Source organism: Bacillus sp. FSL P4-0248, from assembly GCF_038593305.1.
GTDB classification, from domain to species: Bacteria; Bacillota; Bacilli; order Bacillales; family Bacillaceae; genus Bacillus; species Bacillus safensis.
Window position 1 is genome coordinate 3,184,770 of the sequence record NZ_CP151983.1, and the last position, 17,172, is coordinate 3,201,941.

The following is a 17,172-nucleotide window of genomic DNA, read 5'->3' on the forward strand; positions in this document are numbered from 1 at the left end:
ATTTGCTTTTTCATTAGTGTAGCCATACCAGCGCAGCATCACACACGGTTTACCAAGAGCTGTTTGTTTTTCAACATATTCACCGCTGCGATTACGAGCCCTAAAAAGACCCAGTGGAAATATAAATTCGAGACCGAACTAGGACTGATACTTGAAACGAGAAAGCTCAGCATGGCAGCAAACAAACCTTCAATGATCATTTTTGCTGATCTTGTGTCCGCCCATTGGTATTGTTTATACAGCGTGAACATGAGATAAGCGTAGACTGAAATATAGCCCAGCATGACCGCAAATCCAAAGTTCGTCATCACTTCCAGCAGCCAATTGTGCACTTCAACGACTTGATCTGTATCAAAGATCGAAAAGTGGGCTAAGTAGTAAGACACATTACCCGCTCCGACACCAAACCCGTATGAATCCGTAAAGAAATGCCATGCATTTTTGATCAAATTCGCTCTCGCAATGTTGGATGGGAGTGGTTCACTAAAAGAATGCGCGACCTGAGAAGCGAGAAACAAGTCATAAAAGACTGAATAAATCTTGGCTGAAAAAACAGCGATACAGATGACACCAAGTCCGCCTGCTGCGATGAGTGACCACTTTTTGAGAAAGCGCGGCATGAGCAGCCACACATAGATGGCCGCTCCTGCAAATATGCCAAGCAGGCTCGCGCGGGATTCTGTTAACAAAATGAGATACAGTGCTGCGATGGCGCCAAATAATCCAAATGCTTTGATATAACCATTTTTCATTTGCCGCATACACGCTAAATACAAGAAAAAGCTAATCGATAAAAACGTCGCAAAGTCATTTTGATTAAAAAAGACAGCTGTAGGATAGTGCTGTTTATACGCCGGCCCAAGATACAGTGAAGTATTCGGTAAATGGTTCAAAGTAAAGTGATTATAAAACCCTATCCCCATGACAAATACAGTCATGACGAGCCAAATGCTATAAAAGGTGACCACTTGATCCATTCGCTGAATGTACATGACCACAAGAAAGACAAAACCCATCCCCATAGCAAGCAGGGACATATATTTGAGACCGTCTGTCACCGAGTGGGCCCACAGCAGTGAGATGAGCCCGTAAAGAAACCATGCAGCAAAAAAACCAAGAATTCCTTTTACACGAATCTGCTGCCACTGCGATATGTACGTTCCCTTATCTCTCATCCGCCATATAAATAAAGCAAAGGCGGCAATGAGCATGATACGGTAGAGAAAAAGACTAAAGAACCCGGCACTAATTGAAAAGAAAGCGTTGTTGAGAAAGGTCAATGCAATTAAAAGATATATGGCTGACATGAACACTTGCTCACCGTTCATGTATAGCTTCATCAACACGAGAAAAGCTGTCAGAACCAAAAGCAGGACCGGAATGGCGACGATCTTTTTTAACCCGGCGGGCTGCGCAGACGCCATTTGTACAAGTCCTAGCCCTGCTGCAAATAATATACAACCGATCATGATTTGCCATGCTGTTTGTTTCACACTCATACCCATTTTCCTCCTAAGCAACCCATCCGATTTGAGGGATTAAGCCTTGACTTCCTGTTTATAGTAGGAAATGGTACGAGCCAAACCTTCCTGTAAACTCACAACAGGCTCCCATGCTAAGACTTGTTTCGTTTCCTCATTTGCCAATGTACTATGCACGATATCTCCTGCACGCTGCGGCTTGTAAATCGGTTCAAGCTGTGATCTCGTTACCCGTTTCATCGTTTGAAACAGTTCATTTACAGTGATGGAATCACCACACGAGATATTTAAACAAACGTTTGATTGGGCTGTTAAAGCCGCAACATTCGCTGCCGCTAGATCACCCACATAGATGAAGTCTCTTGTTTGTTCCCCATCTCCAAAGATAAAAGGGGCCTCATCCTTTGCAAACTTATCAGAGAAAATAGAGACAACACCGCCTTCTCCAAGTGCGTCTTGGCGCGGACCATATACATTGCTGTATCTGAGAATACAATAGTCCACATCATAGAGTGATTTTGCCATTTCTAAATAGCGCTCTACTGTCAGTTTTGCTAAGCCATATGGTGAACCAGGCTTCAGCCGGTGAGCGGTGTCCACTGGCAGATACACCGGGTCTCCATAGACAGCTGCTGATGAGGCAAAGATCACTTTCTCCACTCCTGCTTCAGCCGCGGCTTTTATGACGTGCAGAGATCCTTTTATATTAACTTCTTCGTCATATACGAAATCCTGAACGGAAACGGCTACACTTACTTGTGCTGCAAGGTGAATGATATAATCCGGTGCGATTTGTTTGATCAAATCAATCGTCGCTGGCTTTGTAACATCTGCCTCGATGCATTGCACGGAAAGATGGGCAATATTTTCTCGAGATCCAGTTGAAAAGTTATCAAGAACGATGGGCTCATAGCCTTTTTCTAGTAAAGCCTCTACCGTATGTGATCCAATAAATCCGCTTCCCCCAGTAACCAATACTTTCTTCATCCAAGCTCCCCCTGTTATTGTGCCTTCGATACCAATTCTGCTTCCCATACACTCGGGCGGCCGATAGACTGGTAAATAAATCCTCTCTCTTTCATTTCTGCTGGATCAAACAAATTCCTTCCATCAATTACAATCGGTGAACGAAGCAGCTGCTTGATCTGGTCTTTATCCATCTTCTGTACGTCATCCCATTCTGTTAGGATGAGACAGGCATCCGTATCTTTTACTGTTTCATACAGATCATTGCTGAAGATCGCCTGCGGGCCAAGCTCACGTTCAGCTTCTACATAAGCAATCGGATCATAGGCTTTCACAAAAGCCCCCAGCTCTCTCAGCATTGGGATAATATCTAGTGCAGGCGCTGAACGCATATCATTCGTATTCGGTTTAAAGGCGAGGCCTAAGACAGAAATGGTTTTTCCTTTAATATCACCGAACACACTCATCAATTTGCTGACAAGGTGGGCTCTTTGGTTGTTGTTCGTTTCAATGACAGATTCGATCAGCTTAAAACGATACCCGGATGTTTCGGCAATTTTGAGTAGAGCCATCGTGTCTTTCGGGAAACAAGAACCCCCAAATCCAATGCCTGCTTTTAAAAATTTATGCCCGATGCGGCTGTCTAATCCAACTCCTTCACTGACTTTTTCAACGTCAGCGCCTACCCTTTCGCAAATATTTGCAATGTCATTAATAAATGAGATTTTTGTGGCAAGCATGGCATTTGCAGCATACTTAATCATTTCAGCACTTTCTAAGTTGGTCTCCACAACTTCTGTTTGAAACGGATCATGCAGCCTTTTGATGATGGTAGAGGCATGAGTGCTGGTCGAACCAATGACTGCCCGCTCCATGTTCATCGTGTCTTGAATCGCAGAGCCTTCTCGGAGAAACTCTGGATTGGATACGACGTCAAAAGGATATTTGCTGCGCGATGCCTTTTCCACAATGGCTTGAACGAGACGGCCTGTTCCAACGGGAACTGTGCTTTTATTGACGATGATTTTATAGCCATTCATGTGTTCACCGATCGTTTGAGCGACAGCCTTCACATACGTTAAATCTGCTTCCCCCTGTGGTGTCATCGGTGTCCCTACGGCAATATAGATAATCTCTGATTCCCTAATAGCTGCAGGAATATTCGTTGTAAAAAACAGTCTTCCTTCTTCTGTATTCTTTTCAATCAATTCCTTTAAACCTGGTTCATAAATGGGAACGACACCACTTTTTAAGCTGTTGATTTTTGATTCATCAATGTCACAGCAGATGACACGATTTCCGATATCAGCAAAACAAGTACCCGATACTAACCCGACATAACCTGTTCCAATCACAGCAATTTTCTTCAACATTTTTCATCCTCTCAGTAAAAGCATATTGTCCGTTCCAAGCTGTTTATCTATCTATCATTCTTTGCACATTTCATCTTATTTAAACGATAGATGTTGATTGATTGAGCACCTTCTCATATTGCTGAATGAGATGCTTCGCATTATGTTCTGATGAATATTCTGTATGAACTATTTCATGAAGAACGTTCTTCACTTCTTCATTCCAGCTGTTTTCATAAAGGCAGGCGTGAATCGCCTCTTTCAGCTGACGCGTCGAACGCGGTTCAACGAGCAGGTGTTGATAGGTTGAAAATAAGGATGGGAGACCACCAACCCTTGTTGCAATGACAGGTACCTTTAAAGCGAGCGCTTCTAGAACGACGGTTGGCATTCCTTCACTGTAGGAAGGGAGTGCAAACAGATCAGCTGCCATTAAGTAGTCTCTCACCTGCTCATTCGGCACCTGGCCTGGGAGTATAATAGATGCTCCCGCCCGTTCTGTGAGCTCCATTGCAAGGGGGCCTTTTCCAACAAAGACTGCTTTCACCCCATCCATGCTGCTGACAGCATCAGCTAATTCAAGCAAGCCCTTCTCTTTCACTAAACGCCCGACGAAAACAACGAGCTTATCTTGAAGCGGTAAACCTAAGTGCTTTCTGATGCCTTCTTGACCTTCTTCCGTTCTGGAAAATGATCGGAGCGGAATACCAAGCGGAAGACATTTTGCTTCTACCTTCGTCATCTCATTTGTCTTTTTAGCCAGCTCCTCACTCACTGTCAGAACAGCAGATGCCTGCCTCACAGCCGTTTCAAAGGCTGCCTTCGCCCCTTTGCTATAGTTCGGATATACGTTCACATCACTGCCGTGCAAGGTCAGAAGATAAGGGATTTTCGTTTCTTTCTGAATAACAGCCGCCGCTCCGCCAGACGGCATGGCAAAGTGCGCATGGATAAAATCTGGTGACAGCTGATGACGCTGCATTGCTCTGAGAACGGAAGCCGCTATTCGTTTACTCGGCTGCGCCCATTTCAGCTGTCCTGGGAGCGCTGGATAAGGCGGTCTGTAAACCGTCACTCCGCTTCTCACTTCCTGTTCAGGCAGATCCCTTTTCTGCCGATAGGATGCCTTCAGCATCCGTAAAACCGGCGGATTCACTGGATTTGGGCAAATGACAGTCACTTCTATTCCTTGTTTGAGCAGCTCCTGCACTTGCGTTTCATGAAACACGCCCTCACTCGGATGTTTTTCACTAGGATATACACTTGTCAGCCATAGCACCTTCATGACGAACGACCTCTTCTCAATAATTTGCCTGCAGCCTGCGGATACATTTTGATGAGCAGCAAGCCATACAATGCAGCACTGACACAAACAGTCAGTAGTAATTGAAGTGAAATATCTGCTGTCGTCAGCTTCATCCCTTGATGTAAAGCTACCGCACAGACAGCCATGAGCAGCGTCATGACAGCAGGTTTTCCAAGTGATTTTAAATACACCTTCATATCAAGCTGAATGACATATGCCATGAGCCATCTGCCGACAATAAAGTTGAGCAGGCTGACACCTGAGTAGATCCAAGCTACTGTGAGCAGACTGCCTGTAGTCACACCTGCATATAATGCGCAGCCATACACGATGAGCATCCCCGTATCCCAATAAAAGGCTAAGTCCGCTCTCCCTTTTGCAAGAAGTATTGAACCGTTTGGATTCATCAGCACACGCAGCAGGCCGACAATACACAATATATTTAAAACCGGGACCGCTACTAGCCATTTCTCTCCAAACACGACTTCTATAAAACTGTCTGATACGGCAGCAAGGCCGATTAATAATGGAAAACTAACCAATGCGAGCATATTCGTCATACTTAGGAAGCCCTCTCGCAGCATGGAGTGATCCCGCTGACTTTTTGCGAAAACTGGGAAAGCCACTCTCGTCACAATCGGATTTATCTTCAACACGGGTATTGTTACAATTTGATACGCCAAGCTGTAAATACCTAACGCTTCCGCTCCAAGAAACCGGCCGATTAAAATCAGGTCGATGTTCGAACCTGCTCGGTTGACCAGTCTGGATGCGAGCTGGAATGCACCGAATGAGAAAAATTCCTTCACCTCTCCTAATGCAAAAACAGGTGCTGGACGCCACTTCTTCCAATAAGCCGCTGCATACATGAGACCTTTTCCTGATTGCAGCAGCACTTGAGAAATGACATAGGCGATAATCGGATTCATGAAGAAGGCGAAAACGAGTAAAACGAGCAGCGATATGATGGTTGCAATGGTTTCAATGGTGCTTAATGTTTTAAAGGCTAAGTCTTTTTGCATCATATACTGGTACTGCTGGCCAATCGGTGCGATCAGAAACATGATCGATAATAGCTTGAGCAGACCTTCTAGCTCTGGCCGGTTATAAAAAGCGGCTATCATTGGGCTTAGCAGAATGAGCAGACAAAACAAGATAATCCCTGTGAGCAGGTTAATCCAATATAATGTAGATAATTGACGTTCTGTCGTTTGTTCCTTTTGAATGATTGCTGCCCCAATTCCTAGATCAAGCAAAATCTGCGTAAATATTGTGACAGTTGTGATCATGCCAACAAGTCCAAACTCCTTGAGTGACATCACGTTCCCTAAAAAGGCGAACTGTGCGATTTGGATAATGGTGATGATCAATGCGGACAAGCTTGTCCATTTTGCCCCGCCTAGCATGCGTTTTTTCATACTTGCCATTTCTCTTCCCTACTTTACTTATCTGGCTCCGTCACCAGTCATGATGACTTTTAACGTTTTTACCATAATCTTCGTGTCGAGAGAAAATGTCAAGTTTTGAATATACTGTAAGTCGTGTGTTAATTTTTCACTTGGACTCATTTCATATCCGCCATTTACTTGAGCAAGACCTGTCAGCCCCGGCTTTACAGCCAATCTTTTTGTGAAGCCTGGAATCGTCCGATTAAATTCTGCGGTAAACATCGGTCTTTCTGGACGAGGACCTACGATACTCATTTCTCCTTTTAACACGTTGATAAATTGCGGAAGTTCATCAATTCTTGTTTTACGGATGAATGCCCCCACTTTGGTGATACGCGGGTCATTTTTTTGCGCCCATTTCGCTCCTCCGCTTTCTGCGTCAATTCTCATCGATCTGAGCTTCCATAATTTAAAGTAAACACCGTCTTTCCCGACCCTTTCCTGCATATAAAAGGCTGGCCCTGGTGTTTCCAGCTTAATCAAAAGAGCAAACAGCAAAATGATTGGCGTACTCAACATCAATCCGATGAACGAGAACATTAAATCTATGAAACGTTTTGCAAATAAATAACGAACCATATGTTCTGTTAAGGCAAAAGAGTGATTTCGTCTCACTTCATATTCTCTGTAAAGATTCATCGCTTTCTCTGCACTCACTGACCTGCACCTCACCATTCAAAGTAGTTGTTGTGTAAAGAGATGTTCTATGAAAGTCAGTTTAGCAGAGCAACATTAAGCAAATGTAAATGCGCTGTTAAGTCTTGTAAAACTGTGTTAAGAATATGCACTTATATCAAGTTATGCCCTTTTGAACGTAAAAAAGACCCGCAATTCTGCGGGTCTCCGGGTCTTTTCTTTATTTTGCTTTTACAGTTTCGATCGTTTTCAATCGAAGTGTTCCGTTTGCATCTTTTGTATAGGTTACTTTTACTTTTGATTCTTCTTTTAAGCTGTTCACTTGTTTAGAAAATGTATTTCCGAATTGAATAGCTACTTCTTTTCCATCAATGTTGACAGCAATTGTATGTCCATCAGCCAAACCGACATATGTGCCTTCTTTGGTGATTTCATTTTTCTTACTAGTCGTTGATTCTTTCTTTGTTTTAGAGTCACCTTTTGAGTCAGCTTTTGATTGGTCTTTAGCAGGTTCTTCTTTTGTAATTTCTTTGCTTGAGCTGTCTTTTGCCTCTTCATCAGATTGACTTGCCGGCTCTTCTTTTTGAGCAGCTGTTTCTTTACTTTGATCATCTGCTTTTTCATTTGATGATTGATCTTCTGATTTTTCGTCCACAGCCTTATCTTTGTTTTGATCGGCTGCTTCAGTTGTTTCTTTTTTGCTGTCATCCTTTTTGTTATCGCTTGATTGATTTGTTGTGCCGCACGCTGTGAGCAATACTCCTAGAAGCAATACTAGAAACGGCATTGTGATTAATTTTTTCAAGATCGTCACCTCTTCATGATTTGTCGGTTTGCTGTCGTTTGAAGATTTATGTGTAAACCATTCACCTTCTATGTTTCAATTATAACAAACATAACCAAAAATGAAATGTATTTTTAACTTGACACATCATTCATGATTCATTTTACGTCAAAGTAGTTGGACACACCCGTTGCAATTCCAGAAGCCAGCCGATCCTTTGCAGCGGTAGATTTTAAAATACTCGCATCGATTGGACTTGTTACAAAGCCGGTTTCTAGCAAAATACTCGGCATTCTAGAATATTTGATGACGTAGAACCCTGCTGTTTTCACTCCGCGATCTTTTGTTCCAAGGGCACTGACCATTCGGGGCTGCACCTGTTGTGCCAGCTTGACACTATGAGCAGCCGCATATGTTGTATCATAATACGTCTCTGTTCCATTTGCACCGCTGTTATCATTTGCGTTGGCATGGATACTGATGAATATATCAGCACTGGCCTGCGCTCCTTTACTGACACGTGTCTGCAAGGAGTCAAATGTATCAGATGTTCTCGACATGACAATAAGGGCACCCGCCTGGTGAAGCCTTGACCGCAGCTTTAATGCTACTTCTAAATTGATGTTCTTTTCAAGCAGCCCATTCCCTACCGCTCCAGCATCCTGCGCACCATGACCTGGATCAATAAAAATCGTTTCACCTAACACCGCATTTTTCAACTGCGTGATGACATTCGTTTGAACGGCTGATGTTCCGCCTACAACAGAAAAAGCTGACATCCGTTTGGCTCCAATGACTTTTCTGATAGCATCCGGCACCGTTTGAGTGTCTGTAAGAAGAAGGGTTTGTCCCTGTTTCGCTGCTATACTTGCTGCAGCGGCTGCATCTGCATAGGCATACCCATGACTCATAAATGTGTGGCTTGTCTTCATTGGATACGTTTTAGCAATTTGGGCAGCCACCTCATACCGATTGGCTCCGCTTATTCTGACTGGTGAGGGAAGCTTTTGAAAAGCAGTTTTATTGATACTTGCTTCTCCGCCGATCACAATGGTCCGCTTGACTGCTTTGTTTTTTAATAGATTGGCTGTTTCCTCGCGCAGTCCTTTCGCATCTGTTAATAAAATGGGATAGCCTTGTTTGGCAGCGTACGGAGCAATCGCGACAGCATCACCATAAGCAGAACCATTCACGACGACAGCCGCACTAGCACTCTTCATGTGCTTAGCCACATTTGCCGCCAATTCATAGCGGTTCTTTCCTTGAATACGGGAAACGGATAGATTCATCGCTTTTAGCTGCTTCACGATGTTTTCAGAAATACTTGCAGTCCCGCCAAGAATCGTTACACGCTTCGTCTTCAGCTGCTGCAACCCTGTCTTTGCTGCACCTGAAAGACTGCCAGCATTCGTTAACAGGACTGGGGCCCCTTGCTGGTAAGCATAAGGCACAGCACTCAGGGCATCTGCATAAGCATCACCGCCCACAAGCACAACGGCAGGCGCTTCCTGCCAGCCCCTTTTCGCGGTATTTACAGCCACTTCATATCGATTGCTTCCTTCTATCCTCGATACAGCGTGCTGGGCAAAAACGGATGGTGTATATAAACATAGTGAAACAGCAATCAGTAACATACATTTGATATCAAAACGCATGAAGTCAACCTCCTTGGTTTGAACCCTTCACCCAGGATGCTTCATGGACTTTTGAAAAAAGGCTGCCGAGTACGTTCTCGAGCAGCCTAAGAGGAGTATCTGAGGCACCCCTCAGGTTTGTGTTTTCTTATCTAAAATAACCTGACACACCGCTTGAAATGCCTGACGCTAATCGATCTTTATACGTAGCAGATTTCAAGATGTTTGAATCAACTGGACTGGAAACAAAACCAGTTTCTAAAAGAACGCTCGGCATCTTAGAATATTTAATGACGTAGAAGCCAGCTGTTTTCACACCACGGTCTCTTGTACCTAGTGCGCTGACCATTTTAGGCTGGATGTTTTGCGCCAGCTTCAGGCTGTTTGCAGCCGCATAGGTTTTGTCATAATACGTTTCTGTTCCATTTGCACTACTGTTATCATTTGAGTTCGCATGGACACTGATAAAGATATCTGCATTTGCTGACGCACCTTTGCTCACTCGTGTTTGAAGACTATCAAATGTGTCTGATGTTCTTGACATGGCCACAAGTGCACCAGCGTTGTTTAATTTCGTATTTAAACGCTTTGCTACATCTAAATTCAAATTCTTTTCATATAATCCGTATCCTACAGCTCCTGAATCATGCGCACCATGACCTGGATCAATGAATACTTTTTTACCAACAGCCGGGTTTTTCAGCTGGTTCACAACAGTTGGTGTCACTGTATTTGTACTGCCTACGACAGTAAATTTGGTGATTTTCTTACTGCTCACTGTTGCTCTCGTTACTTTTGGCAGCGTCTTTTCATTCGTTAGAAGCAATGCTTTGTTTTGCTTCGCTGCAATGCCTGCAGCAGAAGATGAAGTGGCGTAACCAAATCCTCTTCCTACATAGGTATTATTGACACTCATATTGTACTTTTTCACAATATTTGCCGCGACATCATAACGAGTCGAGCCTTTGATCCGCGTTGGTGATTTCAATTGGTTATAAGCTGCTTTTGTGACGTAATTCTCTCCGCCGACTACAATGGTTTGTTTCACATTGCTTGCTTTTGCAACAGAAGCGATTTCAGAACGAAGTCCCTTTTTATCTGTGTATAGAATTGGGAATCCTTTTTGAGCTGCTACAGGTGCAATCGCAATCCCATGTGCATAGAAAGAACCCTCAACGACAACGACGCCTGCTGGCTTTTTCATTTTTTTCGCGATATTGGCAGATAGCTCATATCGGTTTTTTCCTGAAATACGCTGTGTGGAGATGCCCATTTTCTTCACTTGGTTGACCACGTTGTTTGACACACTTGATGTGCTGCCTAAAACGATTACCGTCTTTGTTTTTAATGAAGTTAAGGCTTTTTTTGTATCACCCGAAAGGCTTTTACTGTTTGTGTAAAGAACTGGTCCATTTTTTTGGTATGCAAGTGGAATTCCTGCTGTTGCATCTGCATACGCAGTTTTCCCTACTAAAACGACTGTACTTGCAGTTCCCCATCCTTTTTTCGCTACGTTTGCCGCTACAGCATATCTGCTCCCGCCATCAATTCGTGAGACTGAATTGTCTGCCAATGCTGTTGGAACGATAACGAAAATGGCGATGAGGCTGAGGATGGCTGTTTTCATCAATGAGCGCATCTTCTATGTCCTCCTTTTACCTTTTAATAGTTTGTTAGTTTTGTACCTGGATAGTAGAACGAGAGTATGGAAGAATACGAGTTTCCAGATTCCGCTCTCGCTTTGGCTCCGTATTGGCTCATACCAATGCCGTGGCCATATCCTTTTCCTGAAATCGTGAAGTCATTTGTATTGTTTTTGACTGACGCAAACGTGCTTTTCACCTTTGTTGCGCCCATGACTGATCGAAACTCGGTCATCTTCATACTTGCCGTTGTGCTTTTGTTTACCGAATATGTGCCTGTTTTATTTTTCAAATGGTATGTCAGTTTGATCGATACCGTCTTCGCACGCTGGCCTTTTGTTTTCCCTGAGAACGTCAGGCTTGAGATCGATGCGATTTTCATATCAGATGCAGCGGTTTCTTTGTTTTTGAGCAGCCATGATTTCAGGCCGGCAAGGTCAGCTGCATTTGTCTCTTTTGCTTTAGACCACTCAGATGCTGCTGTGCTGGCAGTCAATGTCGTGCCCAGCTGTTTCTTAGAGAGTTTCAGTGTCCATGGATTGACTGGATCTTTTGGATCCTTTTTGGCCACTAAGTATGGCAGTGCATTTCCCCATACTTCTTCACTCGCCTCTGTATAACCGCCATTGCTAGAGTAATAGGTTGCTGAAATAAGCTGATTGTTGTATTTCAGAACCTTTCCTTTTGTGGCATCGACAGCTTTTGTCGAATTTGTGTACCAGTTATATCCTCCATATACTTGGAAGGCTGTTGTATCAGGGACGACTTTTCCAATACTTTTCACCGAATACGTTCTAGCGGCAACCGCCTGTGCTTTTAACGCTTCAACATTCCAGCTTGCAGGCATTTCATTTGGCACTACACCTTTTAAATAGTCTTCAAATGGAATATTTTCGAGAGTCGGCCTGATATACCCTGATTCAATTGCAAAGTTTACGCTGCCTAAATACGGCTTTCCTGCAATTTGAAGGACATTTTTTGTTGAATATTTCTCAGGAACAACTCTTACTGTGTTATACGTCTTTATGCCTTTTAATGAAATTTTTCCGTTAGAAATATTCAATTGGTAGTTTTGATTTTTTTTCAGATAGACTTGTTTGGCTAATGAATTTTTCAAGCTATCTTTAATTGCACTTGTGCTGCCAGCAAGATGATAAGCATATGTACCTTTTTCCTTCAGCAGTGCTTTTAAAGACGCTGTGACAGAATCGGGTTTCACATACACAACCGTACTGTTAGATTTTGCAGCCAATTGCGACAGCGGCATCGCATAAATATAGCTAGAGGCTTTTGCCAAATAAACTTTATCTGCATTAATATTTAATTTCTTTATAATATTCACAGATAATTCATAGCGATTGGCCCCGCTGATTCTTGTCACCTGTGAGGTTTTTTTGATTTGATTTTCAACTTTTTGTCCAGTACTTTTCGTACTGCCGATGATGATCACTTTACTTGGCATTCTATAAGACGGAATGGAATCTTTTTTTGTTAACAGGATAGGGTATCCCTTTCTCGATGCGTAGGATGCAATGGCAATCCCATTCATAAATGAGTTCCCGCCGACAACGACAGCTTGCTTATAGTTACCCATTTCTTTTGCGATTTTTTGGGAGATTTCAAACTTATCTTTTCCACTAATACGTCTGACTTTGCCATACTTTTTAATAGACTTCTCAGCAGCTGTTGAAATGCTTTTCGTATTTCCGACAATCAGAATGTTATCCGGCTTCATTTTCTTCAGCTGGTTTTCTGTTGTTTTCGTCAGTTTTTCAATATTCGTATACAAAATAGGTGCGCCCAGTTTGTATGCTAACGGCGATACAGAAATTGCATGATCAAATGCATCACGACTGACAATGACAACAGTTGATGGGTTTTTCCAGCCAGCAGAAGCGATGCTGTTGGCTACTTCGTATCTATTTTTGCCGTCATATCTTTTTGTCACAGCAACATTTGATCCTGATAGCTTGTATTCCCCAGTTGTTGAGATATCCATACTTGTTTTGTTTCCGATATAATTAGACAATTTCACTGAAATTGCCGAGCTTGCCATGGCAGACTGAAAGGGTGCAACTAGTAGAGTCAGTATCATGAGAACGATTAGTGTAACGCCTGTTTTCTTCAATTTTGTTCATCCCGCCCATCTTTTTTACTTCTGTTTTTCAATCTTCTGGATTTCCTTTTGACCACTGTCATTAATAAAGTAAGAGATTTCTACTGTGTCTCCTGGCTTAAATTCATTTAACACATCTTTAAAATTATCCGTAAATTCATAGCTTAGGGTCGTATTCACTTTTTTCACTTCGACTGTATGTGCATCAGCCATTCCAATAAATTCAGCTTTCTCTTCCAGTACCTGAGGAGTTGAACTGCTTGTCTTGTTTTCTCCTGAGGACTGCTCGGCCGTTCCACATGCTGTGAGCACGATACCTAGTAGCAGTATTAAGAACGGTAAAACGACGATTTTCTTCATTTTTTTCACCTCATGTCTTTGTATCGTCTTATAAGTTATTATTTTAAGGTAAATTTAAGGTTTTTTGAAACCTTTTTTTTGTTACAACGTCTATATCTAGGTTCAGAGTAAAAAAATAACTTGTTTATCAAGATTCGTAAACCTATAATCATGGAAGAATCATAGAAAAGGTGAGGGACATTATGAGAGCTGAAAGAAAAAGAAAGAAGAAAAAGGTTCTTTGGATTGTTTTATCGATTATTGGCTTATTCGTATTAGCAACTGGCGGATACGCATATCATCTTTGGAACACAGCAGCATCGACCGTCGCAGGCATTCAAGAAAATTTAAAGAAGTCAGATAAGCGTGACAAAGATGTCGATTTAAGTAAGAAAGACCCGATTTCTATTTTAGTCATGGGTGTCGATGAACGAAAAAATGACCGAGGCCGTGCAGATACATTAATATACATGACAGTAAATCCGAAAACAAAAACGACCGAGATGGTGAGCATCCCGCGTGATACGTATACGAAGATTGTCGGAAAAGGCACAATGGATAAAATCAACCACTCCTATGCATTTGGCGGTACACAAATGGCAGCAGATACTGTAGAGGAACTGCTTGATGTACCTGTTGATTACTTCGTTAAAGTCAATATGGAAAGCTTCAAGGATATTGTTGATACACTTGGCGGTATTACAGTAAATAGCACGTTTGCATTTAGCTATGACGGCCATTCATTTGGTACAGGAGAAATTAACCTGAATGGCGATCAAGCCCTTGCCTACACAAGAATGAGAAAGCAAGATCCAAAGGGTGACTTCGGACGTCAGCAAAGACAGCGCCAGGTCATTGAAGGCATCATTGCAAAAGGTGCCAACATTTCATCTATTACGAAATTCGGCGATATGTTCAAAGTCGTGGAAAATAATATGAAGACAAACATGTCATTTGACGATATGTGGATGATGATGAATGATTATCGTGATGCAAGACAGCATGTGGAGCAGCACGAGCTGAAAGGATCAGGCACACGTATCAATAACATTTATTACTACCAGCTTGATGACAACAGTCTTGCGAATGTGAAGAAGGAATTGAAGGAAAGTTTGGAGCAGTAAAAAAGAAGACTACAGAAATGTAGTCTTCTTTTTTTATGATTGAAATGGAACTGGTTTTTCTTCACTTAATCCAAAACGATGGAGAAGCTCTTCGACAATTCGTTTTGACGCTTGTCCATCACCATATGGATTAGACGCCTTCGACATGTTGTCGTACTCTTTCTGATCGACTAACAGCTGTTTTGCCATGTTGTAAATGGTCTCTTCATCTGTACCAGCGAGCTTCAGCGTGCCAGCTTTCACACCTTCAGGGCGTTCTGTTGTATCGCGCAGAACTAATACTGGCTTCCCTAGAGAAGGCGCCTCCTCTTGGACACCCCCAGAATCCGTTAATATAAAGTGTGAGGCAGCAGCGAAGTTATGGAAATCAACGACTTCAAGCGGCTCAATTAAGTGCACACGATCAAGATCACTGAATTCTGTTTGAGCCGCATCACGAACGGCAGGATTTAAATGTACAGGATATACAACCTGAACATCTTCAAACTCTTCTACAATACGTCTAATCGCTCTAAACATGTTTTTCATCGGCTGGCCGAGATTTTCTCTGCGATGAGCCGTTAACAAGATCATTTTATCTGTGCCTATTTTCTCTAAAATAGGGTGTTGATACTGCTCGGTAACCGTTGTTTGCAATGCATCAATTGCAGTATTCCCCGTCACACAAATCGTCTCTTCTTTTTTATTTTCAATTAAAAGATTCTGCTTTGCCTCATTTGTAGGAGCAAAATGAATATCGGCAATCGTGCCTGTCATTTGTCGGTTCAATTCCTCAGGGAACGGCGAGTATTTATTGTGTGTTCTTAAACCCGCTTCAACGTGACCGACTGAAATTTGGTGGTAGAATGCGGCCAAGCTTCCTGCAAAGGTTGTTGTTGTGTCTCCATGAACAAGGACAATATCAGGTTTTTCCTCTTGAAATAGTTGATCTAGTTTCAAGAGTGCATTTGATGTGATTTCAGATAATGTCTGACGTTCTTTCATAATATTTAAATCATGATCCGGACGAATGTTAAAGGCTTTCAACACTTGATCAAGCATTTGCCGATGCTGTGCAGTCACAGTGACTGAGGATTTGATTTGCGGATGTTTTTTCAACTCAAGGACAAGGGGTGCCATTTTAATCGCTTCAGGCCTCGTCCCGAATACAGTCATTACATGTAATGTTTTCAATAGTCGATGCCTCTTTCCTTCTCATTTATCATAAGTGTATTATACAAAAGAATAGGAACGAATCCTAATCATTCTATTTTCAATTTTTACATCGCCTTTACTCTTTTCAACATAAAAATTTACACAAACTCTTTAGAATAGATAATGAATCAAATCATGCATTTATCGTAAATCATTTGTCATTTCTATCATTTGTAAGTTACACTTTATGAAAGATGAAAAATGAAGCCAAATCATTTTTTCTATATGTAAGGAAGGTGCAAAGTTCATTGAAAAAAGTACGTAAAGCCATAATACCAGCTGCAGGTCTTGGGACACGTTTCCTCCCTGCAACAAAAGCAATGCCTAAAGAAATGCTCCCAATCGTTGATAAACCAACCATTCAATATATTATTGAAGAAGCTGTTGAATCAGGAATTGAAGATATTATTATCGTCACCGGAAAAGGAAAAAGAGCCATTGAGGATCATTTTGATTTTGCACCAGAGTTAGAGCGCAACCTTGAGGAAAAAGGAAAGAGCGAGCTTTTAGAAAAAGTGAGAAAATCCTCTAACATTGCTGACATTCATTACATACGTCAAAAAGAGCCTAAAGGACTCGGACACGCCGTTTGGTGCGCACGCAACTTTATCGGCGATGAGCCTTTTGCTGTTTTATTAGGTGATGACATTGTGCAAGCCGAAACGCCTGGGCTTCGCCAGCTGATGGATGAATACGAAAAAACCCTTTCATCTGTCATCGGTGTTCAGCAAGTAGCTGACAGCGATACACATCGCTATGGGATCATCGACCCTCTTACACAAGAAGGACGCCGCTACCAAGTCAAAAACTTTGTTGAAAAGCCGCCGCAAGGAACAGCACCATCAAACCTAGCCATCTTAGGGCGCTACATTTTCACACCAGAGATTTTTATGTACCTAGATCAACAAGAGATTGGTGCAGGCGGAGAAATTCAGCTGACAGATGCCATTCAAAAGCTAAATGACATCCAGCGCGTATTCGCCTATGATTTCGAAGGGAAACGATACGATGTCGGCGAGAAGCAAGGCTTCATCGAAACGACGCTTGAGTTTGCTCTTCAGGATGAAGAATTGAAAAAGAAACTCATTCCATTTATGAAACAGCTTCTCGAAAAAGAGGAAGTGAATTAAAAAAAGCTGCCGGCATCGG

14 protein-coding genes are annotated in these 17,172 nt (G+C 42.4%); 2 read left to right on the plus strand and 12 right to left on the minus strand.

Going from position 1 to position 17,172, the window contains the following annotated elements; translation table 11 throughout:
- Nucleotides 1-38: 38 nt before the first annotated feature.
- The 11 genes from NST65_RS16470 to NST65_RS16520 all read right to left on the minus strand — a co-directional run bounded on the left by NST65_RS16470 (nucleotide 39) and on the right by NST65_RS16520 (nucleotide 13,726).
- Nucleotides 39-1,499 carry an O-antigen ligase family protein gene (locus NST65_RS16470; protein WP_342489108.1) on the minus strand — a complete coding sequence of 487 codons (1,461 nt, stop codon included), beginning with the start codon at nucleotides 1,497-1,499 and terminating at the stop codon, nucleotides 39-41.
- Between the two features lie 39 nt (nucleotides 1,500-1,538).
- A complete protein-coding gene (locus NST65_RS16475) occupies nucleotides 1,539-2,468 on the minus strand; it encodes an NAD-dependent epimerase/dehydratase family protein (RefSeq protein ID WP_070326078.1) in 930 nt (309 codons plus the stop codon).
- Between the two features lie 14 nt (nucleotides 2,469-2,482).
- Entirely contained in the window at nucleotides 2,483-3,820 is a 1,338-nt protein-coding gene (locus NST65_RS16480; protein WP_034281112.1) for a UDP-glucose/GDP-mannose dehydrogenase family protein, read from the minus strand.
- 79 nt (nucleotides 3,821-3,899) lie between these two features.
- A complete protein-coding gene (locus NST65_RS16485) occupies nucleotides 3,900-5,084 on the minus strand; it encodes a glycosyltransferase (protein ID WP_061110146.1) in 1,185 nt (394 codons plus the stop codon).
- Nucleotides 5,081-6,532 (minus strand): MOP flippase family protein, encoded by a 1,452-nt coding sequence (locus NST65_RS16490; protein WP_340890764.1) that lies wholly within the window; start codon nucleotides 6,530-6,532, stop codon nucleotides 5,081-5,083. The genes NST65_RS16485 and NST65_RS16490 overlap by 4 nt, the downstream gene beginning before the upstream one ends.
- 18 nt (nucleotides 6,533-6,550) lie before the next feature.
- Nucleotides 6,551-7,210, minus strand: a complete 660-nt coding sequence (locus tag NST65_RS16495; protein WP_024423636.1) for an exopolysaccharide biosynthesis polyprenyl glycosylphosphotransferase — start codon at nucleotides 7,208-7,210, stop codon at nucleotides 6,551-6,553.
- 199 nt (nucleotides 7,211-7,409) lie between these two features.
- Nucleotides 7,410-8,003 (minus strand): hypothetical protein, encoded by a 594-nt coding sequence (locus NST65_RS16500; RefSeq protein WP_342489109.1) that lies wholly within the window; start codon nucleotides 8,001-8,003, stop codon nucleotides 7,410-7,412.
- Nucleotides 8,004-8,131: 128 nt separating this feature from the next.
- A complete protein-coding gene (locus tag NST65_RS16505) occupies nucleotides 8,132-9,628 on the minus strand; it encodes a cell wall-binding repeat-containing protein (RefSeq protein ID WP_111926824.1) in 1,497 nt (498 codons plus the stop codon).
- A gap of 127 nt (nucleotides 9,629-9,755) precedes the next feature.
- A complete protein-coding gene (locus NST65_RS16510) occupies nucleotides 9,756-11,246 on the minus strand; it encodes an N-acetylmuramoyl-L-alanine amidase (RefSeq protein ID WP_111926826.1) in 1,491 nt (496 codons plus the stop codon).
- Nucleotides 11,247-11,269: 23 nt separating this feature from the next.
- Nucleotides 11,270-13,378, minus strand: a complete 2,109-nt coding sequence (locus NST65_RS16515) for a SpoIID/LytB domain-containing protein (protein WP_034281125.1) — start codon at nucleotides 13,376-13,378, stop codon at nucleotides 11,270-11,272.
- A 24-nt stretch (nucleotides 13,379-13,402) separates the two neighbouring features.
- Nucleotides 13,403-13,726 (minus strand): hypothetical protein, encoded by a 324-nt coding sequence (locus NST65_RS16520; protein ID WP_024423640.1) that lies wholly within the window; start codon nucleotides 13,724-13,726, stop codon nucleotides 13,403-13,405.
- Nucleotides 13,727-13,908: 182 nt separating this feature from the next.
- On the opposite strand from NST65_RS16520, the gene NST65_RS16525 reads away from it, so the two are divergent.
- Nucleotides 13,909-14,829: a LytR family transcriptional regulator gene (locus NST65_RS16525; RefSeq protein ID WP_070326081.1), complete on the plus strand. Its 921-nt coding sequence runs from the start codon at nucleotides 13,909-13,911 to the stop codon at nucleotides 14,827-14,829.
- 33 nt (nucleotides 14,830-14,862) lie between these two features.
- Here the strand turns inward: NST65_RS16525 and wecB are convergent, their stop codons facing one another.
- Complete coding sequence (wecB, locus tag NST65_RS16530; protein ID WP_024423642.1) at nucleotides 14,863-16,002, minus strand: UDP-N-acetylglucosamine 2-epimerase (non-hydrolyzing); 1,140 nt, start codon at nucleotides 16,000-16,002, stop codon at nucleotides 14,863-14,865.
- A 269-nt stretch (nucleotides 16,003-16,271) separates the two neighbouring features.
- On the opposite strand from wecB, the gene galU reads away from it, so the two are divergent.
- Nucleotides 16,272-17,153 (plus strand): UTP--glucose-1-phosphate uridylyltransferase GalU, encoded by an 882-nt coding sequence (gene galU, locus NST65_RS16535; RefSeq protein WP_008343198.1) that lies wholly within the window; start codon nucleotides 16,272-16,274, stop codon nucleotides 17,151-17,153.
- Nucleotides 17,154-17,172: the final 19 nt, after the last annotated feature.

Excerpts from the sequence above, each read along its gene's own strand:
- NST65_RS16490 (WP_340890764.1), bottom strand. The coding sequence starts at position 6,532 with ATGGCAAGTATGAAAAAACGCATGCTAGGCGGGGCAAAATGGACAAGC.
- NST65_RS16480 (WP_034281112.1), bottom strand. The coding sequence starts at position 3,820 with ATGTTGAAGAAAATTGCTGTGATTGGAACAGGTTATGTCGGGTTAGTA.
- NST65_RS16520 (WP_024423640.1), bottom strand. The coding sequence starts at position 13,726 with ATGAAGAAAATCGTCGTTTTACCGTTCTTAATACTGCTACTAGGTATC.
- NST65_RS16485 (WP_061110146.1), bottom strand. The coding sequence starts at position 5,084 with ATGAAGGTGCTATGGCTGACAAGTGTATATCCTAGTGAAAAACATCCG.
- NST65_RS16505 (WP_111926824.1), bottom strand. The coding sequence starts at position 9,628 with ATGCGTTTTGATATCAAATGTATGTTACTGATTGCTGTTTCACTATGT.
- NST65_RS16470 (WP_342489108.1), bottom strand. The coding sequence starts at position 1,499 with ATGAGTGTGAAACAAACAGCATGGCAAATCATGATCGGTTGTATATTA.
- NST65_RS16510 (WP_111926826.1), bottom strand. The coding sequence starts at position 11,246 with ATGCGCTCATTGATGAAAACAGCCATCCTCAGCCTCATCGCCATTTTC.
- NST65_RS16475 (WP_070326078.1), bottom strand. The coding sequence starts at position 2,468 with ATGAAGAAAGTATTGGTTACTGGGGGAAGCGGATTTATTGGATCACAT.
- NST65_RS16525 (WP_070326081.1), top strand. The coding sequence starts at position 13,909 with ATGAGAGCTGAAAGAAAAAGAAAGAAGAAAAAGGTTCTTTGGATTGTT.